This window comes from Pseudomonas sp. PB120 (assembly GCF_009761815.1).
GTDB lineage: Bacteria > Pseudomonadota > Gammaproteobacteria > Pseudomonadales > Pseudomonadaceae > Aquipseudomonas.
Map to the genome: position 1 here is coordinate 66,058 of NZ_RWIN01000082.1, position 25,894 is coordinate 91,951.

Genomic DNA, 25,894 nt, shown 5'->3' on the forward strand with positions numbered 1-25,894 from the left:
ATGACTATGCTTATTTCAGAACGGAAAGTGCTGCTTCGTAGTTAGGTTCCTGGCCGATTTCGCTGACCAGTTCGCTGTGCAGGACGTTGTCGTTTTCGTCCAGAACTACCACCGCACGGGCGGTCAGGCCCTTGAGTGGGCCGTCGGCAATGGCCACGCCATAGTTCTCGATGAACTCGGCGCCGCGCAGGGTCGACAGGTTCTGTACGTTGTCCAGGCCTTCAGCGCCGCAGAAGCGGGCTTGGGCGAACGGCAGGTCAGCGGAGATGCACAGCACGACGGTGTTGGCGACATCGTTGGCCTGGGCGTTGAACTTGCGCACCGACGTGGCGCAGGTCGGGGTGTCGACGCTAGGGAAGATGTTCAGCACTTTGCGCTTGCCGGCGAAGTTCGCCAGGGTCACGTCGGACAGATTGCCGGCAACCAGGGAAAAGGCTGGCGCCTTGGAACCGGCTTGTGGCAGCTGGCCGTTGACTTGAACCGGGTTGCCTTTGAGAGTGACTTGAGCCATGAACGGAGTCCTTCTGAACGTTGTTGTGGAGAATTTTGCCGAGGCCGAAGTTAAGCACGAAACGGCCCGGCCACCTATGGTCAGATACAAATTGTGAAGTCTGGTTGCAAAAACTGGATACAACCCGCCCTGCTACCTACATAAAACTCTGTGGGAGCCGGGCTTGCCCGCGATGACAATGGCACATGCCACATCGCTGGTGGCTGACAGATTGCAATCGCGAGCAGGCTCGCTCCTACAGGACCGCATAAATTCATCCTGTGGGAATTTTCGTTGGCACCGCTGTCGATTCAGCCAGCAGCCATTCGACTAAGCAGTGAATCTACCCACTCCAGCGGAGAAACCACCATGCGATTCATGATCATTATAAAAGCCAGCCAGGACTCCGAAGCCGGCGTGATGCCCAGCGAAGAACTGTTGACCGCGATGGGCAACTACAACGAGGAACTGGCCAAGGCCGGCATCCTCCTCGCGGGCGAAGGCCTCCATCCCAGCAGCAAAGGCACCCGCGTGCGGTTCTCCGGCGACAAGCGCTCGGTGATCGACGGCCCGTTTGCCGAAACCAAGGAACTGATCGCCGGTTTCTGGTTGTGGAAGGTGAAGTCCAAAGAAGAAGCCATCGAGTGGGTCAAGCGCTGCCCCAACCCGATGCCGGGCACTGAACCCGAGATCGAGATTCGCCAGGTGTTTGAGATGGACGATTTTGGGCCTGAGCTCACACCGGAACTTCGGGAGCAGGAAGAGCGGGTGTTCGGGGAAGGAAGGAAGTGCTGAGCGAGCTTCTAGCGCACTTTGATCACGTCCTAAACAAGAGCAGGCCTCGAATGGACGTGATCGAGTGCGTGGGGCTCAGCCACTCGTTTGGTTACTCGTGTCGATTTCCGAAAACGACGTATAACGGCTCAAGCCCAGTCTCGCTGGGGAAGACCACTATATAGTCGTCAATCGGCACATCTTCGCCACTACCGGTCACGAGCTCAAGCGGCGGTATTGACGAGGAGTAAACGAAACCAACCCGATGTGTTGGCGGCGGTGCGTCGGGAACACGCGTCTGGACAGCAGTCGATGCAGACCACTCAATGGTTATCGGTGCAGAGCCATCCGCCGTAAAGCTGAATGAATTGGGTTGTTCGGCTGATTGCGCCCCGCGAACCCGCACCCTCGGAGCTGAAAGATTGTGCCGCGAGCTGGTGATGTGCACCTGCTCCAGAGATTGGACCTCGCGTAATCCTCTAAACATCGATCCGGGTTTAGCCGGCACTACAGCCGAGCCCATCCTGACAGGAACGAGAACCTCGGACCGCTCCGCTGCCAATGACTGCCAATCTTGTCCTTCAACAGGCATCAATTCGAACAAAGGGACACTGAGACCGAAGACCTTGTTATCTGCGCGACTGGTAAATTCGAACTGCAACACAGCGGCTCGGTGTTTTTCATCGGCAGGCTCATCGGACGTGTTACGCCAGGTAAATTCGGCTACTGCCGAACGTATGGCTTTTTGTAGATCTACCTGTTGAGAAAACTCCAATGCCGATGACTCATCCTCCAAAAGCAAGTTGGGGCGATTACCCACTATGGCCAACAACGCTTGGAGCCTGCAGACAGTCAGGGCCGGACTCGCCCCCGCCAAAGTCTGCGAACCAATCAACTTCTGCTGGGCGGCTATCATCAACGCCTCGGCTTCATCGTGCAGGGTACGATGGCGCTGATTAATAGCCGCCAATCGTGCAATGTAGCGATCGTAAGTCCCATTGATTTGATGGGCGATGTCTTGCCACTGAGCCAGGTCGGATCGCGCATATTTCAGGTCGCCCTGAGCGATTTTTCTGGTGAACTCGATGTGCATTTTAAAGAATTCGAACTTTCGAGTACTCAAGTATGAATCATGCTGTGCCCGCTCCAGTTCACGGATGTTATTTTCCTGATCGTAAATATCAAGGCTGACACCCTGCACAGAGCGAAAGTGCTGGACTCGCTGTCCAAAAACAGAAAATGCCAGATCGACGGCCTGCTCTGAAACAGCTACGTCTAATGCGATTTTGCGCACATTCGTCAAGCTGTGCTGGACAGCCGTCATCCGCACCGGGGGTGGAGGTAACGAGCCCCCGTCATCCTTGAAAGCCGCCAGGCCTTGTTCGCGATGCCACTGCCTGACGTGATGCACTACAGTGTCCGGATCATGTTCCATGCCTGTTTCGTCAGGAGCAAACAACAGATCCGCTCCTTTAGGGTGACCTACGATGCGGTCGAAATGATTGATCAGGTGGTTATGGTCCAGCCTGGGTAGGTCGACGGCCCAGATCCGTTCAACCAGCGCCTTGAATTCCGAAGCGGTGAAATCCTTGAGTGTTGGTTTAAGTTCCATCTTGATTCGTCCTTGAGTTTATTTGGCATACAGTCGAATAACCTGGCACCTGCTCATTATTTGTGCAGGTGCCCGTATGTTAGAGACGGCGATTATTCAGGTTTGAAACCAGGTTTGTTATTAGCCGCGCGCCACTCTTTGACTGTCTTCAAGATGCCTTCAGGGCTGTTTTCCTGGCCTTCATCAGGATAGAAAATAACGTCTGAGCGACCTGGGTGTTCGGTGATACGTTCAAAGTGAACAAGGAGACGGTCTAAATAGGCCTCTAACGCTCTGCCCTGCAACCCTTCAGGAAAGTCATTAAATTTTCGCAAAAATGACAAAAACTCGGCTTCGGTGTAGTCCTCCAGCCTCTCTTTAAAGATCATGATTTTTTCTCTCCTTGTGGAGTTGTATATGACGCCGTGGAGTCATAACCGAAATGTTTTCAATTCCATAAACGTCGCCCCCCATCGAAACTTCTAATTCATGATGAAGTTCAAACGTTTTACGCCCGCCGCTTTGATCGGCAAGCGGAGGGTATGGTGATAGCCCCTCGCGCATTCTGCGAAGATTGCGTACGCTAAACTGCTGACTCAACGTCGAATCTGCTTCAACGGCTTTCCAGACCGCCTCCCTGAACCGGTGAAAATTAGCAAATTCACGCCCTCTTAATTGATCAGCAATCTGCAAAGGTATAGGCGCCCCCTCCCCTCGCGCAGCGTCACCCAACCATACCCCTGAAACCGTCTTGCCTACCCCAGTCACAACACCCGGATCATCCCGCCGATCGCGAAATAAAGCATCCGGAGAAGGCAACTCCATATCTCCCGGATACCCAGGAATACTCGCACCAATCTCCCCTTCGTCAACAGCCGGAAGCGTCTCGTTTGTCGGTAGGACAGGAATGGGCGGGGTACCGGGATACACCAACGGATCGGTGGGAACGCCTGGTAACGCCGTCGACCCCAGGTGTTCGCTGCCCGGTGGCACCAATGGTGTCCAACTGCTGACCGGCGGGAGCGGCCAAGGGACAACAGCGAGTACAACCCCCAGCCATCCTCCGGTGCTCTGCGGTGTCTTGATCCTTATTTTGTCGAGATTGAAAGGGTCGTCCCAGAACTCCGGCCGTTCCTGATAGCGCAGTTCGAATTCGCGGTTTTCACCCACCCACGTATTTTTCGGCGCATAAGGCGCGAAGCCTTGTTCGATGCGTTTTTTGTTCAGCGCCTCGAAGGGCGAGGCAAGCAATCGATTCTCACCGAGCGTCCGCCACAGTGCTTCGTCGAAAGTACCGAATGACTTGAATTCGCGCCCCCTGAACTGATCACCAATCTGCGTCGGGACGGCGGCGCCTGCAGCCTGGGTAGCGGTTTTCCACCAATCAGCCGCAGCGGGTTGGCCGGTACCGGTAACGACGCCCGTACCCATTGGCGGCACATTGAAGGACAGATAAGCCGGTGGCAGCCCAGGCACGCAAACAATGCAATCCTGGATGCGTAAGTCGCCGCCCGCTGGCAGGTCTTGGACCTGAGGTTGCGTCACCGCAAGGCGATAAGGGTCCTCGTAAGATGTTGTGGATGCGGCGTCTGGCGTGAACTCAACATGCCTGGCCGGTGCCCCTGGGATCTCGGCCGTGTAGAAACCCGTCATGGGGTCCAGTACTGCATTCACGACCGGCACTCGCGAATCTATATCGCCCCCGGTAGCGACTACGACAATCGCGGTACCTTGCGGGACGGCTAAAGGTTTAAGGCGATACTCCACCTCAACCGAACCGCCATCGTCCGCGATCGCTTGCAGCTCTCGATTGTCATATAGATCCAGCGATTGCGCCGGGACGCCGACAGCGTGGAACAACCGTTGGCGCTGCTCGGGGGTTAACTCTCCGTTACCCAGCTCACTTGGGTAGCCCATGCCCACTACGAATATCGCAGTTTGCGGTACGGTGAGCGTTGCCACGATGCCTCTCAGTGCGATACCTGCCCGCGCTACGGCGATGACCAACCTTTCGGTTGATGCATCAATCCATTCACCGCTGGGGTTGGAAATGAACGACGAGGTGGCAGACAAACGCAAGGTGTTGGCGTGTTTTACCCGTTCAACGCGCACATCCTCATCGGCCTGCTGCTTGAACCGAATGCGCGCATCACGCTGCTCGGCAACTTGTCGTAGGCGCTCCCAGATGGCTTCCCTTTCGCGCCAGTAGAGGGTCTGTTCGGCGTGATGCCGGGCCAGCACACTGGACTTATCCTCTAACGCGGTTATCTGTGCAGACAGCAGGCGTGAGTCCAGGGACGCGCTGTAGGCGCTTTCCCAAATCTGATGAGCGTGACCCAACGCTTCACCAAACTGCTCCAATCGAGCCAGGTAATCGCTCACCGCACGCGTAGACGGATCGTGTCCATCGAACGAATATGCAACAGCGGTTTTTGAATTGAGCTCTGCGGTTTTTCGGGCAATTAACCCGTCAATCTCGTTTTTTTCCTTAGTGATGAGATAGAGCTGCCAGCGTTCGCTCGAGCCGTTTTCCGGTGGCCGTCTGGCGGCCAAGATTTCCTGTTCGAGTGTTGATGCGAGTTGCCCGGACCTGACCGAAAATCGTTGGTCTGTCTCAGCTCTAAAGGCGCCATGGCGTCGGGTCAGGCCTGAAAGCACTTGCTGTCGCGTCTGGCTGCGTGCCTGTTCCTGTGCCTTTGCAGCCGCATCAGCCTTATCTCTCGCCGCTTTTTCGTCTCGCTCCCGAATGGCCTTTTTCCGCAGAGCAATGGTCTTCGCGCTCGGGCCACCGAAATTGCCTGAAGCCCCTACCCGGTTACCTCCGCCTCCACCACCTCCACCACCTCCTGAGCCGCCGCCAGAAGCGGGTGGTCCGGACCTGATCACCACGTCACCTGACGTTCCATCGTTGAATCGTTGTGCCATACAGTCTCTCCTTGTCTGTAAGGGCACAGCATGTCGATGGGTCGTTGATCACGTGCGGTACATATGTATTGGATGGGGGGGTTATTTCGTAGGTTTCTTCGAGGCAGGTAGTTGTGATTTCTTATGATTAAGCGTCAGGCAACTCTGCAAATGGAGGCATTGATAGATGGGAAGTAGAACCGCGTTTTCGTTCTTCGCGGGCAAGCCTTGCTCCTACAGGAGAAAACCAACCCATTGATCCGTATTAACTTTTTAGTACAGAAAATTAAACGCGAACCTGCCCGCAAAACTAAAGAATTAATCCATTCGACTGGCGAAGCCATGGTTAGCTGCTAACTTGAACGGATGCTTCCTACAGGCTGATAGGAAAAAGATTACGTAGTAACGGCCAACTATAAGTGCCGAGTCGTCCAATGAGCCACCAAGGAACCGGGGAATCATGTCGAAAAAAATGGGGATGCGCGCCTTTTCGTTGGCGACTTTGCTTGCGCCCGTCTGTTGCGTTCAGGCAGACAACGCCGATACGGCCAACAAAAGCAACAACCCGCTGAACCTCGCGCCCGGCGCCAATCTTCAGGACTACTACACCCCCAGGCTGTACGACACCAACGTCCACACTAACGATGCCCTCTTGCGCGGCACCCTGCCGATAGCCCCCAACGATTTCATCGGTGTCCCGCAGTTGCTGCGCGCCACCTTGCCATTCAGCACCCGTCCCGATCCGCACAACGGTTACAGCACCGGCATCGGCGACCTGAACCTGTTCGATATTTTCCTGCTCAAGACAGACGGCGTTCAGCTGGGCATCGGCCCGCAGATCACCGCGCCCACCGCCGAGCAGGATGAACTGGGCACCGGCAAGTGGCAGGCCGGCCTCGCGGCCGTTGCCATCGACTCTTCGCCTCGCGGTTTGCTCGGTGCGCTGGTGCAGTATCAGAGCTCGTTTGCGGGTGACCATGACCGCGCCCATGTCGAAACCGCAACGATGCAGCCCTTCATCATGCATAACCTGGCCAAAGGCTGGTACCTGCGCTCGACCGGCACCTGGACCTTTGACCTGAAAAACAACACTCACTACATCCCACTCGGTTTGGGTGGCGGCAAAGTCTGGAAATCCGGGACTAATATCCTGAATGCGTTTATCGAACCGCAATGGACTGTGGAGCGCAAAGGCGATGGTTTGCCGCAGTTCACGCTGTTCGCCGGGATCAACGTCACGTTTGGCAAGTGAGGGCATCGCCATGAACATTGCAATTCGCACCGCCGGTTTCGGCCTGATGACGATGTTTGTCAGCTGCGGCGTGGGGGCCAGTTTTACCGCCACCCCCGAGGAAGCCCGGGGCATTGCCAAGGAAGCCTACCTGTACGGTTTCCCGGTGGTGGAGATGTACAAGACCCTCTACACCCAGGCCGTCGACAAGAAGAGCCCGAACTTCAAGGCACCGCTCAACCAGATCGGCAACACCGCCATGGCGTTCACCCCCAAGGACACCGCGTTCGTCACGCCAAACGCCGACACGCCCTACTCCTTTGTCTGGATGGACCTGCGCGCCGAACCAGTCGTGCTGACCTTGCCGCCCATCGAGGAACACCGTTACTACTCGGTGCAGTTGATCGACGCCTATACGCAGAACTTCGCCTACCTGGGCACCCGCAGCACCGGCAACAACGGCGGCCACTTTATGATCGCCGGCCCGAACTGGCAGGGTCAGCAACCGGTTGAAATCGACCGCTTGCTGCGCAGCGAAACCGACATCGCCTACGCGCTGTATCGCACGCAGTTGTTCGATGAAAAGGACCTGGCCAAGGTCAAGCAGATCCAGAAAGGCTACAAGGTCGAAACGCTGAGCCACTACGTCAAACAGAAAGCCCCGCCGACGGCGCCGAAGATCGACTGGCCCAAACCCACGCCGACCATGAGCGAAACCCCGGACCTGTTCCGGTACCTGAACTTCATGCTGGCCTTCGCGCCGGCCCAGGACGTTGAAAAAGACCTGCTGGGGCGCTTCGCCAAAATCGGCATTGAGGCCGGCAAGCCGTTCAAGCCCAGCGATCTCACACCTGAGCAGCGCAAGGCCCTGGAAGACGGCATCAGCGACGCGAAGGCCGAGTTCGCCCAGTTCCAGAAGGACAAGGTCAATACCCACCAAGTCTCCAGCGGTGACCTTTTTGGCACGCGTGACCACCTCAACGGCAACTACCTGTACCGCTACGCGGGCGCCAACATGGGGATCTTCGGCAACTCGGCCGAAGAAGCGAACTACATCGGTTACTTCGTCGACAAGGACGGCCAGCCCGTCGATGCGTCCAGACACGATTACACCCTGCATTTCGACAAGGGCGCCCTGCCCCCGGCTGACGCGTTCTGGTCGTTGACGATGTACGACGGCAAGAACAAATTGCTGGTGGCCAACCCGTTGAATCGTTACCTGATCAATTCGCGGATGTTGCCCAACCTCAAGCTCGATGCCGACGGTGGCCTGACCCTGTACGTACAGAACAAGGCACCGGCCAAAGACCTGCAGAGCAACTGGCTGCCTGCGCCGAACGGTCCGTTCTACGGCGTTCTGCGTTTGTACCTGCCAAAACCGGAAGTCACCAACGGCCAATGGAAAATGCCGCTGCTGACCCCGGCAAACCCATCAAAACAGTAAATGGAGTCACTCATGGGAAGGACTTTTGTAGTACGTCCTTTATTGGCCTTGTGCGTGGTCGGCACCAGTCCTCTGGTGCTGGCGGCTGAGGGTGGTGGCGGAAGGCCGATGACCGGCCTGCAAGTGTTTTCCAACGCCGGGATCGTGCCCCCGGAACCCGGCTGGGTCATGTCATTGAGCAGTTTCTGGTACGACGGCGAACTCAAGGGCAACGCCCAGGTGCCGATCGTTGGCGCCCTGAGTACCGGCCTGGACATGCAGGTTTCCTACACCATGGCCAACTTCACCCATGTCTGGGACACCGGCAAGGGACAATGGAACTACGCCTCGGCCATCGGCGTGCCGGTGCAATACACCGACATCACCGCCAGTATCACCGGCCCGCGCGGCCGGACGCTGGGCACCGAGGACACCGGCACCCAGTTCGCCGACATGCTGATCACGCCCATCGCCGCCGGTTACCACTTCGACGAGGTCAACCACCTCTCGCTGTCGTTGCCGATCTACGTGCCGACCGGCGCCTACAACGACAATCGCCTGGCCAACGCCGGACAGAACAACTACACCTTCATGCCCACCGTGGCCTTCACCCACCTCGACGGCAAGGGCGGTGAGTTCACGGTGTCCGGGGGACTTGAGTTCTACACCGAGAACGACGCCACGGATTACAAGAACGGGGACCTGTTTACCCTCGACGCCCTGTGGACCCACGGCTTTGGCAACGGCTGGAACGCCGGTGTGGCGGCCGGGTACATTCAACAAATCAGCGACGACACCGGCTCTGGCGCCAACAGTGGCTTTCGTGGGCGATCCGTGGGTGCCGGGCCGACGTTCGGCTGGCAGGGCAAGTTCGCCGATGCCCAGGCCAATATCAATGCCCGCTGGATCCCGGAATTCGACACCAAGAATCGGCCAGAAGGCAACGGTTTCAGCGTCAACCTGACGCTGGCGTTTTTCTAAGGAGTCACCAGGGATGGCCATCGCTTCCAGACTGACGTTATGCAGCGTGCTGTTCAGCGGATTCGCCTGTGCGAGCGAACTGCCCGCCATGGGCAGCGCACCCGCACAGCCGAAGGCCAAGGGGGACCCCGAGACATGCCATCGCCTGCAACAGGACTTCAACATTGACCTGAAAAAGGTCGTGGCGGCGGGCTGCACGCCTTCCACGGAGCAAATTGCCAAGCTGATGGACAACCCGGTGGGCAATCTGGTGTTGCTGTTCAACCAGTTCGACTACACCGCGCTCAAAGGCCCGAACAGCAACGGCACGCGCATGCTGGGCAAATACAGTTTCATGCCGACCTTCCCGATTTCCATCGGCGAAGACTGGAACCTCATCAACCGCTTGCCCATCAGTTACGTCAGCGCCCCGGTCAATCACCGGGCCGGCAACCTGATCGGCATGGGGCCGAACGAGATCCTGAGTGACCGCAGCGATTTCATCTCGGTGGTCCAGGACCCGTTCGACCGCACCAGCGGTTTCGGTGACCTGGCCTACGTCGGGGTGTTCTCGCCCAAGGAGCCGGTGCGTTTTTCCGGCGGCGGCAAGATGGTCTGGGGCTTCGGCCCGACTGCGATGTTCCCGACCGCCGAAGAAGACGTGCTCGGCACCGGCAAATACTCGCTCGGCCCGGCGTTCGTCGCCGCTTACCTCGGCGAAGACTGGACTTTGGGCGTTTTCCCGCAACACTGGTGGTCAGTGGGTGGCGACAGCAAGCGAAAGGATGTCAGCCTGACCAACATTCAGTACTTCATCCAGCGCGCCATTCCCGGCCCCGAGCAATGGCGCATAGGCATGACGCCCAACGTCACCGTCAACTGGAAAGCTGAAGGCGGCAACAAAGTCACCTTCCCGATCGGCCTCGGCGCCGGGCGGATATTCAACTTCGGCAAGCTGCCGGTGCGCATTTCCGGGGAGATCCAGTACTCGGCGATTCACCCGGACGACCTGATCAGCAGCCGCTGGAATTTCCGCCTGTCGTTCATTCCTGTCATCCCGACTTTCATGTTCTGAGCAGGTATTGCCCATGACCGCCCTCAATGACCTTAACGCCCTGCAAGCCAGCATCGCTGAAGCCGTACTCGGCCAGGATCAGGTGATCCGACAGATTCTCCTCGGCCTGTTGGCGAACGGCCATTTGCTGCTCGAAAGCCTGCCCGGGTTGGCCAAGACCCGCACGGTCAAGGCGCTGGCCAAGCACCTGGATGCAAAGATGAGCCGCATCCAGTTCACCCCGGACCTGCTGCCGTCGGACATCACCGGTGCCGAAGTGCTGCATCAGGTCGATGGCAAAAACGAAATCCAGTTCCAGCCCGGGCCGCTGTTCGGCAACCTGATTCTGGCGGATGAAATCAACCGCGCCCCGGCCAAGGTCCAGGCGGCGTTGCTTGAAGCGATGGAAGAACGGCAAATCACCGTGGCCGGCAACAGCCATGTGCTGCCGGAATTGTTCATCGTGGTCGCGACGCAGAACCCGATCGAACAGGAAGGCACGTATCCGCTGCCGGAAGCGCAAATGGACCGGTTCCTGATGAAAGTCCTGCTGGATTACCCGAGTGCCGAAAACGAGAGCCAGGTGCTGCGCCTGTTGCGCGAAGAGGAACAGGCAATTGGCGCTAAAACCGCTGCCGTGCAGGGCTTTTCGCTGTCCCAGGACGTGATCTTCGCCGCACGGCGTGAGGTCAGCGCGGTGCACGTGTCCCCCGCCATCGACCGCTACCTGATCGACCTGATCAACGCCACCCGACACCCGGCCGATTACGATGCCGACCTTGGCCGCTGGATCGCCATCGGCGCCAGCCCTCGCGGCGGCATCGGCCTGGACCGTTGCGCCCGTGCCGATGCCTGGTTGCAAGGCCAGGATTTCGTATCGCCGGACAACGTGCGTGCCGTGGTGCATCCGGTGCTGCGTCACCGCTTGCAACTCAGCTATGACGCGGTCGCCGACGGCGTATCGGCGGATCAGGTGCTGGATCACCTGCTCGACAAAGTGGCGATCCCTGCATGAATACCGACGGCCTGGTCTATGTCTCCCTGGCGCAATTGATGGCGCTGGAGTTCAAGGCCCGTGACCTGAGTTTTCTGGCGCGCCAGCCCCAGGGCAGCATCCTGGCCGGCAACCATGCTTCGCGCCTGCGTGGCCGGGGTTTGAATTTCGATGAATTGCGCCGCTACCAGCCAGGCGACGATCTGCGCCACCTCGATTGGCGCGCGTCGCTGCGGACCGGGAAACCAGTGGTGCGGACCTTCACCGAAGAGCGCGATCGCCCGGCGTTGATTCTGGTGGACCAGCGCATGTCGATGTTCTTCGGCTCGCAACGCAGTTTCAAATCCGCCACCGCAGCCGAACTGGGTGCGCTGGCGGCGTGGATGGTGTTCAACGCCGGGGATCGGGTGGGTGGGCTGGTGTTCAACGACCAGCGTATCGACAGCATCGCGCCGTTGCGCAGCCGCAAACGGATCGAAGCGTTTTGCAGCCGGATTGCCGAGCAGAACCAGCAGTTGAACGCCGCCAGCCCGGACGCCGAGGGCGAAGACCAGCTCGACAAAGTCTTGCAGCATTGCCTGGCGGTGGCCGGTCACGATCACCTGATCTGCATCATCAGCGACTTCGCCGGGGCCGGTGAACGCACGTTGCAGCTGATGCGCCAGCTGGCCGCGCACAACGACGTGATCGCCATGCAGGTCTACGACCCGCTGGCCCTGAACCTGCCGAAAAACGGCCGTTTGCTGATCACCCAAGGGCAATTGCAGGTGGAACTGGCCGTCGACCAGCGCAGCGTTCATCAACCGTTGGGCGACTTTCTCAGCGGGCGGCTCAAGGACGTTGCCACGTTGCTGCGACGCAGCCAGGTGCCGTTGATGATGTTCAGCACGGCGACTGACGCGCAGGAACAATTGCGCGCGGAACTGGGCAGGGGGCGGCGATGAACCCGAACATTCCGAGCATCGACCAACTCAAGGAAATCGCCCTGCCCGCGCCGGTCAGTTATGCGCCGCAGACGTGGGGGTGGTGGGTGTTGCTTGGCTTGTTGGTGGTCGCTGTTTTGCTGGTGAGTGCACGGCGATATTGGCAGTGGCGCCGGGACCGTTACCGGCGTGAGGCGTTGGTGCGGTTGGCGCAGTTGCAAAAGCGCAGCGATGACCTGAATGCGTTACGTGAATTGCCGGAATTGCTCAAACGCGTGGCCATATCCATGCCTCCAACCCACCACACACCCCCTGTGGGAGCGAGCCTGCTCGCGATGAGGCAGGCACATTCAACATCAATGCTGACTGACAAAACGCTATCGTCGGAACGCCGCCCGGAGACAGGCTCGCTCCTACAGGGGGATGTTGGTGCGCTTGGGGGTGGGGATTGGCAGGCGTTTTTGGAGCGACACAGTAAGCAGCCGATACCGGCAGATTTCAGCCAGCAACTCGCACAGCTGGCCTACGCACCCGACGCAACCTTGCAAGCCTTGCCCGCCGACCAGCGTCAACAGCTGTTCGACACCTGCAAACTCTGGGTGGAGCATCATCATGTGGCAGCTTGATTACCCGTGGCTGTTATTGCTGCTGCCGCTGCCGTGGTTCGGCTACCGTTACCTGCCCGATTACCGCGAGGCCCGCAGCGCCGTGCGCGTGCCGTTTTTCGGTGCCATGAGCCGCGCGGTCGGCCAGACGCCGAGCCAGGCCGGCACGCGCAGCAATCGCTGGCAGTTGCTGCTCAACCTGCTGGTGTGGGCGCTGTTGCTGGTGGCGGCGGCGCGGCCGGTGCTCGTGGAAAAACCCATCGAACGTCAGCAACCGGTGCGCGATCTGATGCTCGCCATCGACATTTCCCAGTCAATGGAAACCACCGATTTCACCGACGCCAATGGCCAGAAAATCAATCGCCTGGCAGCGGTCAAGGAGGTGGTGAAAGGTTTTATCGACAAGCGTAAAGACGATCGCCTCGGCCTGATCGTCTTCGGCAGCGGCGCCTATCCGCAGGCGCCGCTGACCCTGGATCACGCCAGCCTGTCGCTGCTGCTCGACGACACTGGCATCGGCATGGCCGGCCCCAACACGGCCATCGGCGACGCCATCGGGCTGAGCCTGAAACTGCTCGACCAGGCCCACGAACAGGAAAAAGTCCTGATCCTGCTCACCGACGGCAATGACACCAGCAGCGCCATCACCCCGGACCACGCGGCCGCCATGGCCGCCGCCAAGGGTGTGGTGATTCACACCATCGGCATTGGCGACCCGACGGCGGAAGGCGAAGCCAAGGTCAACCTGCAAGGCTTGCAGCAGATCGCCGAGGCCACGGGCGGCAAGTTCTTCCGTGCCGAGGACCGTACGGCACTGGATCAGGTCTACAGCACCCTCGACCAGCTCACGCCGCATCAAGTGAAAACCCTCAGTCACCAGCCGAAAAAGGACCTGTTCTGGTGGCCACTTGGCGCCGCCATCGGTTTGCTGGCGCTGTATCACCTGGGCGCCCTGCTCCGCCCGCACTTGGCGTTTGCCCGCCAGCGACGGGAGGTTTGAGATGGACATCAACCTCAGCGACTTCCATTTCCTGCGCCCGTTCTGGCTATTGCTGGTGCTGTTCGCCGCATTGCTGCCGCTGCTGTGGCGCCGTAGTCGCGATTTGCAACGGCGCCTGCGCAGCAACATCGCCCCGCACTTGCTGCCGCATCTGCTGATCACCCCACAAGACAAGCAACGGCTGCGGCCGGTGCACCTGGTCTGTGGGTTGCTGATAGTGGGCGCCATTGCGGCCGCCGGACCGACCTGGGAACAGGACCGCCCGGACTTTCTGGAAAACCGCGCGCCACTGATTATTGCCATCGACCTGTCGCCCTCGATGGACGCCACCGACGTACAGCCCAGTCGCCTCGAAGCGGTCAAACACAAACTCCACGACCTGATCCAGCGCCGCGCCGGTGCGCGCAATGCGCTGATCGCCTACGCCGGCAGCGCCCACCTGGTGCTGCCGGCAACCGACGACCCGGCGCTGCTCGACACTTTTATCCAGGCATTGAGCACCGACCTGATCGGCAAGCAGGGGAAGAATGTCGGCGCGGTCATCGATCAGGCCAAGCGTCTGCTGGCCGCCGAAAAAACCCCGGGCACCTTGTTGTTGATCACTGACGGCGCCGACGTCTCGCAGCTCGGCGGCCTGGACAAACAGCTGAGCGACAGCGCGCTGCAAGTGCTGATCCTCGCTGTCGGCAGCGAGGACGGCGGGATCATCCACAACGCCAGCGGCCAGCCGCGCACCGACAGCAACGGTCGTCCGGTGCTCGGCAGTTTCGATCAGGCAGCACTCAAGCAACTCGCCTCGGCGGTGGACGCGCCGCTGGGTAGCCTGACGCTCGATAACGATGATCTGGACTGGATCGAACTGCACGCCGAGCAGCATTTCCAGAGCGCCAGCGATGAACAGCGTGAGTTGCACTGGAAGGACGCCGGTTACTGGCTGTGCTGGCCATTGTTGTTGCTCGCGTTTTTCAGCGTGCGCAAGGGCTGGAGCCTGAACTGGATAGCCGGGTTGTTGTTGGCACTGGGCATTGGATTTCAACCGACAACGGCTGAAGCCAACGCGTTGACCGACGCGTTTTTCACCCCGGACCAGCAAGGTCGCTGGGCCTTTGAACATGAACATTTCCCGCAGGCCGCCGCACATTTTGTCGACCCTTACTGGAAAGGCATCGCGGCCTATAACGCCGCTGATTTCGACCTGGCCCTGGCGAGCTTTGCGCGGCTGGAAACGCCGCAAGCGTATTTCTACCTGGGCAATATTTATGTGCGGCGCTTCAAGTTCGACGAGGCCATCGCCGCCTACACCCAGGCGTTGAAGTTGCAGCCGCAGTTCCCTGAAGCCACCGCCAACCTTGCCCTGGCGATTGCGTTGCAGAAGGACACCGAAAGCGCCGAGAAGAATGCGCCCGAGGTCAAACCTGACGAAATCAAGATGGACAAGGCTCCGGGCAAGGGCAAGAGCAAATCCGTGCAGACCGAGCAGGCGGCTTCGGATGAGTTGTGGTTACAGAACCTGACGACTTCGCCGGCGAAGTTCCTGAAGCAGAAGTTCAATTTGCAGGATCAGGTGGGGGGCAAGCCATGAACCGTCTGAAAGACCGAGTCGCATCCATCGCGAGCAGGCTCGCTCCTACAGTTGAATCGCGTGCACCACAAATCCCCTGTGGGAGCGAGCCTGTCTCCGGGCGGCGTTCCGACGATGGCGTCCACCCAGTCACCACAAACTTCAGCACCCTACTCCTCTGCCTGATCACCACCGTCACCCTGGCCGCCGAACCCGACCTCAGGGTCCAGGCCACCCTGCAACCCGCCAGCACCGTCATGGTCGGCGGCATTCTCGAACTGCAACTCGACATCCTCACCGACAGCTGGTTCACCGACGCCCCGACCCTGCCTGACCTGAAACTGCCCGGGGCACTGGTCTTGCCCCCGGACGGTCACGCCGAGCACATCAACCAGACGCTGGACGGCAAGTCCTTCAACGGCATGCGCTACAGCTACCGCATCACCCCGAACCTGGCGCAAGGTTTCGACATCCCCGCCCTGACCGTGCACGCCACGCCGGGTCAGGCTACGACCGGGCTGAGCGCGCAAAGCCAGCCGCTGCACTTCACCGCCGCACAACCGCCGGGCTTCAAACCCGGTGAACCGGTGCTGGTTGCCCAAGCGCTGCGCTTCACGCAAACCGTGCAAAACTCGGCGACGCCCTTGAAAGTCGGCGACAGCATCACCCGGCAACTGACGCTGCAGGCCGATGGCACACTGGCCATGTCGCTGCCAACGCCGTCACTGGCCGACGCCAGCGGTTTGAGTCGTTACCTGAAGACTCCCCAGGTCAGCAATCTGAATGACGGCCGTGGCAACTTCGTGGGCGGGCAACGCATCGACACCGTCACCTACCGGATCGACACCGAGGGCGCCCACAGCCTGCCGGCCATCGAGCTGAAATGGTGGGATGCGAGCAGCCAGCAAACGCGGACCGCCCAGGTCCCGGCCATCACTTTTGAAGCGAGCGCCAACAGCGCTTACAAACCCGTTTTCTCCCTCACTGAAGACCTGAAAAAACTCGGCCAGCAAAGTCGCCTGCACGTTTCCGGACACGGGTTTGTCATCGTGATGTTACTGGTCGTCCTGGCGTTGCTCGGCTGGTTTGTCCGCCCCTTCGTCCACCGTGCATACCTTGCAGCACAGGCCCGGCGCCGTGCCCGACACGATGCCTGGCTGCAATCCGCCGACTACGCCTGGCGGCAGATCCCGCCACAACTGGATGGCAACCCCGCGCAACTGAGCGCGCTGTACCTCTGGGCCAGGCGCAGCCGCATGGGCCTGAAGCTGAGCAACATCGGCCCGCGCCTGCAAACCCTGCTGCGCGCTTGCTACGGCCGCGCGCCGACACAAGACCTGGCGCTGCGGCAACTCAAGGACTCCTTGGCTACGCTGCACCATCAGGCCAAACGCAATACGGTCTCAAATACTGCTGCGTTACGGCCGCTCAATCCCGTTCACGAGAAGGACTTCCCATGACGAACCCGATAGCAAACCACCAGCGCCACGGGCTGAAGCTGCTCCTGGCCATGGCCCTGAGCCTGCCGTTGCTGGCCCTTGCCGCCGGGCCATTGCCTTCATGGAATGACGGCCCATCGAAGAAAAGCATCGTCGAGTTTGTTCAAGCGGTGACTGATCAAGGCAGCAAGGACTTCGTCAAACCCGAAGACCGCATCGCCGTGTTCGATAACGACGGCACCTTATGGAGCGAGCAACCGATGTACTTCGAATTGCTGTTCGCCCTGGAGGAAGTCAAGCGCACCGCACCGCAGCACCCGGACTGGAAAACCACCCAGCCGTTCAAGGCCGTTCTGGAGAACGATCACAAGGCACTGGCCGCCTCCGGCATGGAAGGCATCATGAAAATCTTCGGGGCCACCCACACCGGCATGACCACCGAAGCCTTCGACGACTACGCCAAGACCTGGCTGAGCCAGGCTAAACACCCCAAGACCGGTAAGCCGTACACCGAAATGATCTTCCAGCCGATGCTGGAAATGCTCGATTACCTGCGCAGCCAGGACTTCAAGACCTACATCGTCTCTGGCGGCGACACCGGGTTCATGCGCGCCTTCGCCGAGAAGGTCTACGGCATTCCACCAGAGCAAGTGATCGGCACCACGTTTGTCACGGCGTTCCAATACAAGGACGGCAAGGCCTCGATTTTGCGCACCCCGAAACTGGCGCACAACGACGACGGCCCGGGCAAACCCGAGAGCATCGACGCGGTCATCGGCAAGCGCCCGATCCTCGCCTTTGGCAACTCCGACGGCGACCTGCAGATGTTGCAATGGACCGCCGACGGGTCGGGCAAACGTTTCATGGGGCTGGTGCATCACACCGACGCCAAGCGCGAATGGGCCTACGACCGCCAATCCGACATCGGCCGACTGGACAAGGCCCTGGACGAAGCAAAAACACGTGGCTGGACGGTCGTGGACATGGCCGCCGAATGGCGCCGGATCTACCCGTTTGAGACCGCCACACCCGAGCAAGTGCAATAAAAAAGCGTGACGCAGGACTGCAATAAACGTTTGTCGCGATTGAGCGGCGCAAGTGAGCAAAGGAGCTAGTCAGATGACTCGCATACACAAGTGGCTACCGAAACTCGCCCTGGTGGCAGCCTCGGTGATGGCGATTTCGGCAACTGCCGGGGCCGCTGAAAAACCCAACATTCTCGTGATCTTTGGCGATGACATCGGGCAGACCAACATCAGTGCGTATTCCATGGGAGTGGTCGGCTACAAGACGCCGAACATCGACCGGATTGCCAAAGAAGGCATGATGTTCACCGACTATTACGCGGAGAACAGCTGCACGGCCGGACGCTCGTCATTCATCACCGGCCAGACGCCATTGCGCACTGGTCTGTCGAAAGTGGGGGCACCGGGTGCACCGGTCGGCCTGCAAAAACGCGACATCACCATCGCCCAGGCGCTGAAGTCTCAGGGCTATGCCACGGGCCAGTTCGGCAAGAACCACCTGGGCGACAAGGACGAGTACCTGCCAACCAACCACGGTTTCGATGAGTTCTTCGGCAACCTGTATCACCTCAACGCCGAGGAAGAGCCTGAACGCCCGTACTGGCCGAAAGATGACCCTGAGTTCCTCAAATCCTATGCCCCGCGTGGCGTGATCCACAGCTTCGCTGACGGCAAGATCGAAGACACCGGCGCGCTGACCACCAAGCGCATGGAAACCATCGACGACGAAACCACCGCGGCCGCGCAAGCGTTCATCGAGAAACAGGCCAAGGCCGACAAACCGTTCTTCGTCTGGATGAACACCACCCGCATGCACGTGTTCACCCACGTGCGTGACTCGATGAAGGGCCAGAGCGGCATGCCTGGCAACGAGTACGCGGACGGCATGCTGGAGCACGACGGCGACGTCGGCAAACTGCTGAAAACCCTCGATGACCTGAAAATCACCGACAACACCATCGTTGTCTACACCACCGACAACGGCCCGAACCAGTTCTCCTGGCCGGACGCGGCGACCACGCCGTTCCGTAACGAGAAGAACTCCAACTGGGAAGGTGCCTACCGCGTTCCGGCGATTGTGCGCTGGCCCGGTCACATCAAGGCGGGTGAAGTCTCCAACGAGATGTTCTCCGGCCTGGACTGGTTCCCGACCTTGCTGGCTGTAGCGGGCGATGCCGATGTGAAGAACAAGCTCCTGAAAGGCTGGGCCCCGACGTCTGGCGGTGCCAACTTCAAGGTGCATCTGGACGGCTACAACCAGCTGCCTTACCTGACCGGCCAACAGCCTAAAGGCGAGCGCAAGGAGTTCTACTACTTCAACGATGACGGTGTGCTGGTGTCGATGCGCTTCGATAACTGGAAAGCGGTATTCTGCGAACAACGCGCGCCTGGGGGTTTCCCGGTCTGGAGCGAACCGTTCGTGTGCCTGCGAGTGCCGAAAATTTTCAACCTGCGCATGGACCCGTATGAGCGCGCAGACGTCGTTTCCGATCAGTATTACGATTGGCAAACCAAAAACGTCTATCTGGTAGCCCAGGCGACCGGCAAGGCAGCGATGTTCCTGCAGACCTTCATCCAGTACCCGCCAAGCCAGAAACCGGCCAGCTTCAGTGTTGACCAGATCCGTACGGCGGTGGACGCAAAAATCGCTGAAGAAATGAAGAAACAACCTGCACAGTAAGACCGCTTGACCGCCGCTCGCCTTCATCGGCGAGTGGCCTTATTTTCGGCTTGAGGCCGCGTTGGTGTCATCGCCAGCAGGCTGGCTCCCACCGTTTTTTGTGAGAGCCAGCCTGCTGGCGATGGGGCCGGCACAGTCCCAGGTTTTTTCAAATTGAAACAAGGCAGTCCGCAATGTCCTCACGTGTCGCCAGCAAGTCGTCGGCTATCCCGGTCACTCACGTGGCTACCCCGTTGCTGATTCCCGCCCTGCTGCTGTTTATCTCCGGCGCCGCCGCGCTGGTGTATCAAGTGCTGTGGATCAAGCAGCTGTCATTGGTAGTCGGGGTCGAGGTGTATGCGATCACCACCGGGATCAGCGCGTTTTTTGCCGGGCTGGCCCTGGGCGGTTTGCTGTTCGGCCGGTTTGCGGATCGCTTGCAGCGACCGGTTCTGCTCTACGCCGGCCTCGAAGTCCTGGTGGCGGTGCTGGGTGTCGGCGCGACGTTCGCGATGAGCCTTGCGGCCAGCCCCTTTGCCTGGCTGGAGCAACACATCGGCTTGCTGGCCTGGGTGTTACCGTTTGCTCTGGTAGGCATCCCCGCCCTGTTGATGGGCGGCACCTTGCCAGTGCTGGTGCGCTCGCTGGCGGCCGACCCGCAACAAACGGGCAAGGCCGGCGGCCAGCTCTATGCAGCGAACACCGCCGGGGCCATCGCCGGCACGCTGCTCGCGGCGTTCGTGCTGATCGCCACACTCGGCGTGCGCGGCAGTGCCCTGGCGGCTGCGATGCTGAACCTGTTAGCCGCCGCGGGTGCCTTGTGGTTCCAGCGCAGTCGTTCACTGCCGGTCGAGACGCCAGTCAAACACCACGCGGACAAAGCGCCTGACCGCCTGGCGCTGTGGCTGTATTCCATCGCGGGCGGCGTGGCCCTCGGTTACGAGGTGGTCTGGTCGCAATCCATCGTGCAGTTCATGAGTACGCGCACCTATGCCTTTGCGGTGGTGCTGGCGACGTACCTCACCGGACTGTTTCTCGGCAGCGCGGTGCTGGCCCGTCGGGTTGATCGCCTTCGCGATCCCTGGGGCGTGTTCGGCTTGCTGATTGCGGGTGCCGGGTTGGTCGCATTGCTGGAAATGGCACTCCTCGGACGCTGGCTGGTGCTTGCGCAAAGCCTGGCGGAGACCTGGGTCCTCGGCTTGGGTGCGGGTGAACTGCTGGGTATGAGCGCACGCTTTGCGGTCGCGGCGTTAAGCATCGTGTTTGCTCCGACCCTGTTGCTGGGCGCGGCGTTTCCCCTGGCGTTGCGACTGAGCGTCGGGCATGAGCGTGTCGGCCGGGACGTCGGCGCGGTGGTCGCGTTCAACACCCTGGGCGGGATTATCGGCGTGATGCTCTGCGGCTTCCTGCTGATCCCGTTGCTGGGCCTGGTGCGCACCTTGGGCCTGCTGGCGATTGTCGCCGCCGGGATCGGTTATCTCGCGGTGCGCAAAGGGCACCATGTGAAGAAAGGCCGGCGTCAGGCCGTCGTGGCCATCGGCCTGTTGTCCGTGGCAGTGGCGCTGCTGACCCCGGTGGACAAACTCGCCAGCCTGCTCCCCGGCGCGCGCAACGGTACGTTGGCTTTCTACGAAGAAGGACGCGGCGGGACCGTGGCCGTGGTCACCCAGGGCAAGGGCGAGAAAGCGTTCCAGCGGTTGTACATTCAGGGCGTGTCCAACACCGGCGACGCCATGCCGTCGCTGCGCTACATGCGAATCCAGGCCTTGCTGCCGCTGCTGATCCACAACGGCGAGCCCCGTTCGGCGTTGGTGATCGGGTTCGGCACGGGCATCACCGCAGGCGCCCTCACCCGCTATCCGGGTCTTGAGCATCGTGTCGTGGCAGAACTGCTGCCCTCGGTGGTCAAGGCGGCGCCGCTGTTCAAGGGCAACTTCAATGCCGCGGCCGACCCGGCGGTTGATGTGCGGCTGCGTGACGGTCGCCAGGAGCTGCTGCGCAGCCCGCAACTTTATGACCTGATCACCCTCGAACCACCACCGCCCTCGGCGGCCGGCGTGGTCAACCTGTATTCCCGGGACTTCTACCAACTGGCCGCCAGCCGCCTGGAGAAAAAAGGCCTGGTCGCGCAATGGCTACCGCTGCCAACCCAGAACATCGACGATTCGCGCTCGCTGGTGCGCAGCTTTCTCGATGCCTTCCCGTACGCCACGCTGTGGACCAGCGAGTTCCACGAGATGCTGCTGGTGGGTTCTATGGAGCCGATTGAGCTGGACGCGGCGAAAATCAGCCAGCGTTTCCAGCAGGACACGGTTCGCAGCACCTTGCAGGAGGTGGGCATCGGCTCGGCGCCGGCGTTGCTGGCGACCTGGGTCACCGACCGCACAGGGCTCGAACGCTTCGCGGCGGATGCACAACCGGTGACCGACGACCAGCCGCGTATCGAATATGCGCCGTGGGTTCGGGCCAAGGAGATCACTCGAGTGCTGCCGGCGTTGCTGGATCTGCGTATGGCGCCGCCGCTGGTGAACGCCGATGCGGGATTTGTCGAGCGGATGAACACGCACCAGCAACGGCTGATGCAGTTCTACCGGGCGAGTCTGCATGCATATGACGGTGACCGCGATGCGTGGGCCCGGGATGCGCGCGAGGTGATGCGCGGGGATGGCGGGAATCCGTATTTCCGGTGGTTTATGGGGGAGTGATGTAGCGCCTGCCTAGACGCCATCGCCAGCAGGCTGGCTCCCACAATTGATCGGCGGCGTACACAGATCCAATGTAAGAGCCCGTCTGATCGATCGCCATCGCCAGCAGGCTGGCTCCTAAATTAGATCTTCGTCGATCACAAAACCTGTGGGAGCCAGCCTGCTGGCGATGAGGCCCTCAGCCCCAACGCATCACTTGGCCTTGAGCTTCAAATACGACTGATGCAAATCCGAAGCCCAGCCATCGATCACGCTTTTCACGTCATCGGCCTTCATCACCTGGGAATCGTTTTCCAGCGGCTTGCCCGTGCCTTTGCGCACGACCTGCGCCAACACATGGTTGTTGCCGCCATCCAGGAATACCGCTTCGGTGGCCAGGTCGGTTTCCTGGTCGCGGATACCGCTGGCCGTACTGACCGCCGCCGCCACCAACGCAATCGGAATCACTTCATACGGCTTCAGGCTTTCGGTCTTGCTGCTCACCGCAGTGATCGCCGCACGCACCACAATCACACCCGGGCCCGGGCCGGTCGCCAACGGCAAGGATTTGCCGATTTCACGCTTGAGCGCCTGATCGTAGTAACCGGTGATGCCGTTCAGCGTCGTCTGAGGGATTTTTACCGTCGGCTGAGGTTTTGGGTAGAGCTGGGTCGGCTCGATGTAGACACTGGTGTACTGATTGATATCAAGCTTGGGATCGACCCAACGCATGACGGTGGCGCCCGACGGCGACTTGGCTTCCTTGAGTTGGCTGTAGTCCTTGAGGAACCCCGAATACTGGTCCGGCTCGACGACTTTGCTGGCACACCCCACTACGGCGAGTGAGGCCATGCACAGAGTGCCCATCGTTAACGCTAGCTTCATGCTGTAACTCCTGTCAGTGGGCCGACAACGGTATTGCAAAGGTGAGGTAAGAGTTATAGCCAAAGCTCAGGATTTCGCCTTGCGAAAGTACAATATTCATCTAATGCCGGAGCTGGATCACAACCGTCATTTGACAGACGCCGGCCATCCGGCAAAGCTGCACCGAGCTTGAACGCGCGCCTGACGGCAAACGCACCTGGACTACGGAAGTCGCAATGCCGAACCCTAAAAACAAAGCAGCCAGCCCCAACCCTGATTCGCCACCGAACCTGATCAACCGCTACCTGTTCCCCGTCACCATCGGCCTCTTGCTGCTGGCCGTCGCGGGCATCGGTTGGTTTCTGTTCAGCAGCCAACCGACGCCCGCCCCCTACGCACCGGTCAGCACGCCCGCCGTTCAACCGGCCAAGCCGCCCGCAGTGGCCATGGCCCCGGCGAAGATGGTCGATGAACAACAATGCCAAGGCTGCCACAGCGAGCAGGTCAAAGACTGGCAAGGCTCTCATCACCAACTGGCGATGCAGGAAGCCAGCGCTGAAACGATGCTCGGCGACTTCAATAACGTCACGTTCAAAGCAGAAAACGAAACCACCCGGTTCTCGCGCAAGGACGACGGATTCTGGGTCAATACGCCGGGCATCGACGGCAAGAACGCCGATTTCAAAGTCGCCTACACCTTCGGTATCGCGCCGTTACAGCAATACCTGATCGAGGTCGGCGAAGGCCGGTTGCAAGCACTGGGCGTGGCCTGGGATACCGAGAAACATCGCTGGTTTCACCTCTATCCTGGCCAGGGCGTGAACTTCAAAGACCCCCTGCACTGGAGCAAGCCAAGCCAGAACGCCAACTTCATGTGCGTCGAGTGCCATACCACCGGCTACAAGCGCAATTTCGATGCGGCAAAAAACAGCTTCGACAGCCACTGGAACAGCCTCGGTGTCGGCTGCCAGGCCTGTCACGGCCCGGCATCCAATCACCTGGAATGGACGGCGAAGAAAACCGATCTGATCCATGCCGGTTTTGCGGCCGACCTCAAGGACAAGAACGCCACCGTCGAAATCGAAACCTGTGCCCGCTGCCACTCCCGCCGCGCACCATTGGGGGATGGTTTTACCGTGGGCAAGCGCCTGATGGACGACTACCTGCCCAGCGCCCTGACCCGCGAACTGTATGCGCTGGACGGCAAGATCAAGGATGAAGTGTTCGAACACGGCTCTTTTGCCCAAAGCAAAATGTTCGACAAGGGTGTGCGCTGCAGCAACTGCCATAATCCCCACAGCACCGAACTCAAGGCGCCGGGTAACGGCGTCTGCCTGCAATGCCACAACACGGCCGGCAAGACCGCTGTGGAAGGCGTGGATGGCAAAGGCCTGCAAGCCAAGAATTACGATTCCATCGAGCACACCCGCCACACCATGGGCCAACCGGGTTCGCAATGCGTGGATTGCCACATGCCCGGCAAGTTTTACATGATCAATGACTTCCGCCATGACCACAGCTTCAGCATTCCCAACCCCGCGCGGGCGAAACAGCTGGGCACGCCGGACGCCTGCCTGAGCTGTCACCAGGGCAAGGCTGGTGACAAAGTCACCGAGCAGTTCAAACTCTGGAACACTTCCACGGCAGCCCAGGCGCCGCGCTACGACGAAAGCCTGTGGCTGGTTCGCAACGGTCAGCCCGGGGCCGCGCAAGCCCTGTACGAGCAACTGCAACGCAGCAACCTGCCGGCGATTCAACGCGCGACTTTGCTCGCCGAGTTACCGCTGTACCCCAGCGAACAGGCGTTGAAGCTGGCGACTCAAGACTTGCGCAACCCGGCGCCGCAAGTGCGCGAAGCCGCCGTTCACGCGATCAGCGCGTTCCTGCCACCCCCTGAGCGTGCGCCCTTGCTGACGCCGTTGTTGGGCGACCCCGTGAAGGCCGTGCGCATTGCAGCTGCCAGGGACTTGCTCAGCGTGGGCCGCAATGGTCTGGGTGACGCCCAGGCTAACTGGAATGCCGCGATTGCCGAGTATGAAGACGTGCAGAAAAACCTCGCCGAGCGCGCCGAGGCCAACCTCAACCTCGCCATGCTTTATCAGGCCAGCGGTCGCAGCGACGAAGTCGAAGCGTTGCTGCGCACAGCCCTCCAGCGCGACCCGGATTTCTATCCGGCGCTGGTGACGCTGGTGCAGTGGCTGGAGGCGGCCGGGCGCGGTGAGGAAGCCCAAGCGCTGCTGGCACAGAGCTTGAAAGAGCATCCAGACGCCGCGCTACTGCAACATACCCAGGGTCTGGCGTTGATCCGCGCCGGGAAAACCGACCTGGCCATGCCCGCCCTGCGTAAAGCCGCGCAACTGGAGCCGCAGAACGCGCAGTACGGTTATGTGTTGGCCGTGGCGTTGCACGACAGCGGCAAGGTCGACCAAGCCTGCGATGAGCTGGAGCGTCTATTAAAAGTACAACCGGCCAATCGCAATGCACGGCTGTCGTTGATCCAGTACTACCTGGACAACGGCCAGGAGCCAAAGGCCCAGGTGTTGTTGCAGGGCTGGAAGAAAATGAACATGGGGGATCCGGCGCTCAAATGAATCTGAATGCGGCGCCGAGGATTGATCGGTCGCAGATCCTGTGGGAGCGAGCCTGCTCGCGATGACGGCGTATCAGTCAACATTGACGTCGGCTGATATACCGCCATCGCGAGCAGGCTCG

20 protein-coding genes are annotated in these 25,894 nt (G+C 60.2%); 15 read left to right on the forward strand and 5 right to left on the reverse strand.

Annotated features, from left to right (window positions below; genetic code table 11):
• Window positions 1-10: 10 nt before the first annotated feature.
• Complete coding sequence (gene tpx / locus EJA72_RS16065) at window positions 11-511, reverse strand: thiol peroxidase (protein WP_157712410.1); 501 nt, start codon at window positions 509-511, stop codon at window positions 11-13.
• 348 nt (window positions 512-859) lie between these two features.
• On the opposite strand from tpx, the gene EJA72_RS16070 reads away from it, so the two are divergent.
• Window positions 860-1,285 (forward strand): YciI family protein, encoded by a 426-nt coding sequence (locus EJA72_RS16070; RefSeq protein WP_157712411.1) that lies wholly within the window; start codon window positions 860-862, stop codon window positions 1,283-1,285.
• Between the two features lie 91 nt (window positions 1,286-1,376).
• Here EJA72_RS16070 and EJA72_RS16075 read toward each other — a convergent pair whose 3' ends face one another.
• The 3 genes from EJA72_RS16075 to EJA72_RS16085 all read right to left on the reverse strand — a co-directional run bounded on the left by EJA72_RS16075 (window position 1,377) and on the right by EJA72_RS16085 (window position 5,780).
• On the reverse strand, window positions 1,377-2,876 hold the full coding sequence (locus EJA72_RS16075) for a bacteriocin immunity protein (protein WP_157712412.1): 1,500 nt from the start codon (window positions 2,874-2,876) through the stop codon (window positions 1,377-1,379).
• A gap of 92 nt (window positions 2,877-2,968) precedes the next feature.
• Complete coding sequence (locus EJA72_RS16080; protein WP_157712413.1) at window positions 2,969-3,244, reverse strand: bacteriocin immunity protein; 276 nt, start codon at window positions 3,242-3,244, stop codon at window positions 2,969-2,971.
• Window positions 3,234-5,780 carry an S-type pyocin domain-containing protein gene (locus EJA72_RS16085; protein ID WP_157712414.1) on the reverse strand — a complete coding sequence of 849 codons (2,547 nt, stop codon included), beginning with the start codon at window positions 5,778-5,780 and terminating at the stop codon, window positions 3,234-3,236. Before EJA72_RS16085 ends, EJA72_RS16080 begins: the two co-directional genes overlap by 11 nt.
• A 439-nt stretch (window positions 5,781-6,219) precedes the next feature.
• Between EJA72_RS16085 and EJA72_RS16090 the strand changes: the two genes are divergently transcribed.
• The 13 genes from EJA72_RS16090 to EJA72_RS16150 all read left to right on the forward strand — a co-directional run bounded on the left by EJA72_RS16090 (window position 6,220) and on the right by EJA72_RS16150 (window position 22,339).
• On the forward strand, window positions 6,220-7,011 hold the full coding sequence (locus tag EJA72_RS16090) for a hypothetical protein (protein WP_157712415.1): 792 nt from the start codon (window positions 6,220-6,222) through the stop codon (window positions 7,009-7,011).
• 10 nt (window positions 7,012-7,021) lie between these two features.
• Window positions 7,022-8,434: a DUF1254 domain-containing protein gene (locus tag EJA72_RS16095; RefSeq protein WP_157712416.1), complete on the forward strand. Its 1,413-nt coding sequence runs from the start codon at window positions 7,022-7,024 to the stop codon at window positions 8,432-8,434.
• Between the two features lie 12 nt (window positions 8,435-8,446).
• A complete protein-coding gene (locus tag EJA72_RS16100) occupies window positions 8,447-9,394 on the forward strand; it encodes a transporter (RefSeq protein WP_157712417.1) in 948 nt (315 codons plus the stop codon).
• 13 nt (window positions 9,395-9,407) lie between these two features.
• A complete protein-coding gene (locus tag EJA72_RS16105) occupies window positions 9,408-10,448 on the forward strand; it encodes a hypothetical protein (RefSeq protein ID WP_157712418.1) in 1,041 nt (346 codons plus the stop codon).
• Window positions 10,449-10,461: 13 nt separating this feature from the next.
• Window positions 10,462-11,442: a MoxR family ATPase gene (locus EJA72_RS16110; RefSeq protein ID WP_157712419.1), complete on the forward strand. Its 981-nt coding sequence runs from the start codon at window positions 10,462-10,464 to the stop codon at window positions 11,440-11,442.
• Window positions 11,439-12,365 (forward strand): DUF58 domain-containing protein, encoded by a 927-nt coding sequence (locus EJA72_RS16115; RefSeq protein WP_157712420.1) that lies wholly within the window; start codon window positions 11,439-11,441, stop codon window positions 12,363-12,365. Before EJA72_RS16110 ends, EJA72_RS16115 begins: the two co-directional genes overlap by 4 nt.
• Window positions 12,362-12,970: a DUF4381 domain-containing protein gene (locus EJA72_RS16120; RefSeq protein ID WP_157712421.1), complete on the forward strand. Its 609-nt coding sequence runs from the start codon at window positions 12,362-12,364 to the stop codon at window positions 12,968-12,970. Before EJA72_RS16115 ends, EJA72_RS16120 begins: the two co-directional genes overlap by 4 nt.
• A complete protein-coding gene (locus tag EJA72_RS16125; RefSeq protein WP_157712422.1) occupies window positions 12,957-13,949 on the forward strand; it encodes a VWA domain-containing protein in 993 nt (330 codons plus the stop codon). Before EJA72_RS16120 ends, EJA72_RS16125 begins: the two co-directional genes overlap by 14 nt.
• 1 nt (window position 13,950) lies before the next feature.
• Window positions 13,951-15,531 (forward strand): VWA domain-containing protein, encoded by a 1,581-nt coding sequence (locus EJA72_RS16130; protein WP_157712423.1) that lies wholly within the window; start codon window positions 13,951-13,953, stop codon window positions 15,529-15,531.
• The gene (locus EJA72_RS16135; RefSeq protein ID WP_157712424.1) at window positions 15,528-16,970 is read left to right on the forward strand and encodes a BatD family protein; all 1,443 of its coding nucleotides are present in this window, start codon (window positions 15,528-15,530) and stop codon (window positions 16,968-16,970) included. The genes EJA72_RS16130 and EJA72_RS16135 overlap by 4 nt, the downstream gene beginning before the upstream one ends.
• Entirely contained in the window at window positions 16,967-17,995 is a 1,029-nt protein-coding gene (locus tag EJA72_RS16140; protein WP_157712425.1) for an HAD family phosphatase, read from the forward strand. Before EJA72_RS16135 ends, EJA72_RS16140 begins: the two co-directional genes overlap by 4 nt.
• Before the next feature lie 73 nt (window positions 17,996-18,068).
• Complete coding sequence (locus EJA72_RS16145) at window positions 18,069-19,655, forward strand: arylsulfatase (RefSeq protein ID WP_157712426.1); 1,587 nt, start codon at window positions 18,069-18,071, stop codon at window positions 19,653-19,655.
• A gap of 173 nt (window positions 19,656-19,828) precedes the next feature.
• A complete protein-coding gene (locus EJA72_RS16150) occupies window positions 19,829-22,339 on the forward strand; it encodes a fused MFS/spermidine synthase (protein ID WP_157712427.1) in 2,511 nt (836 codons plus the stop codon).
• A gap of 192 nt (window positions 22,340-22,531) precedes the next feature.
• Here the strand turns inward: EJA72_RS16150 and EJA72_RS16155 are convergent, their stop codons facing one another.
• Window positions 22,532-23,203, reverse strand: a complete 672-nt coding sequence (locus EJA72_RS16155; RefSeq protein WP_157712428.1) for a DUF3313 domain-containing protein — start codon at window positions 23,201-23,203, stop codon at window positions 22,532-22,534.
• 215 nt (window positions 23,204-23,418) lie between these two features.
• Between EJA72_RS16155 and EJA72_RS16160 the strand changes: the two genes are divergently transcribed.
• On the forward strand, window positions 23,419-25,773 hold the full coding sequence (locus EJA72_RS16160) for a tetratricopeptide repeat protein (RefSeq protein ID WP_157712429.1): 2,355 nt from the start codon (window positions 23,419-23,421) through the stop codon (window positions 25,771-25,773).
• Window positions 25,774-25,894 lie beyond the last annotated feature (121 nt).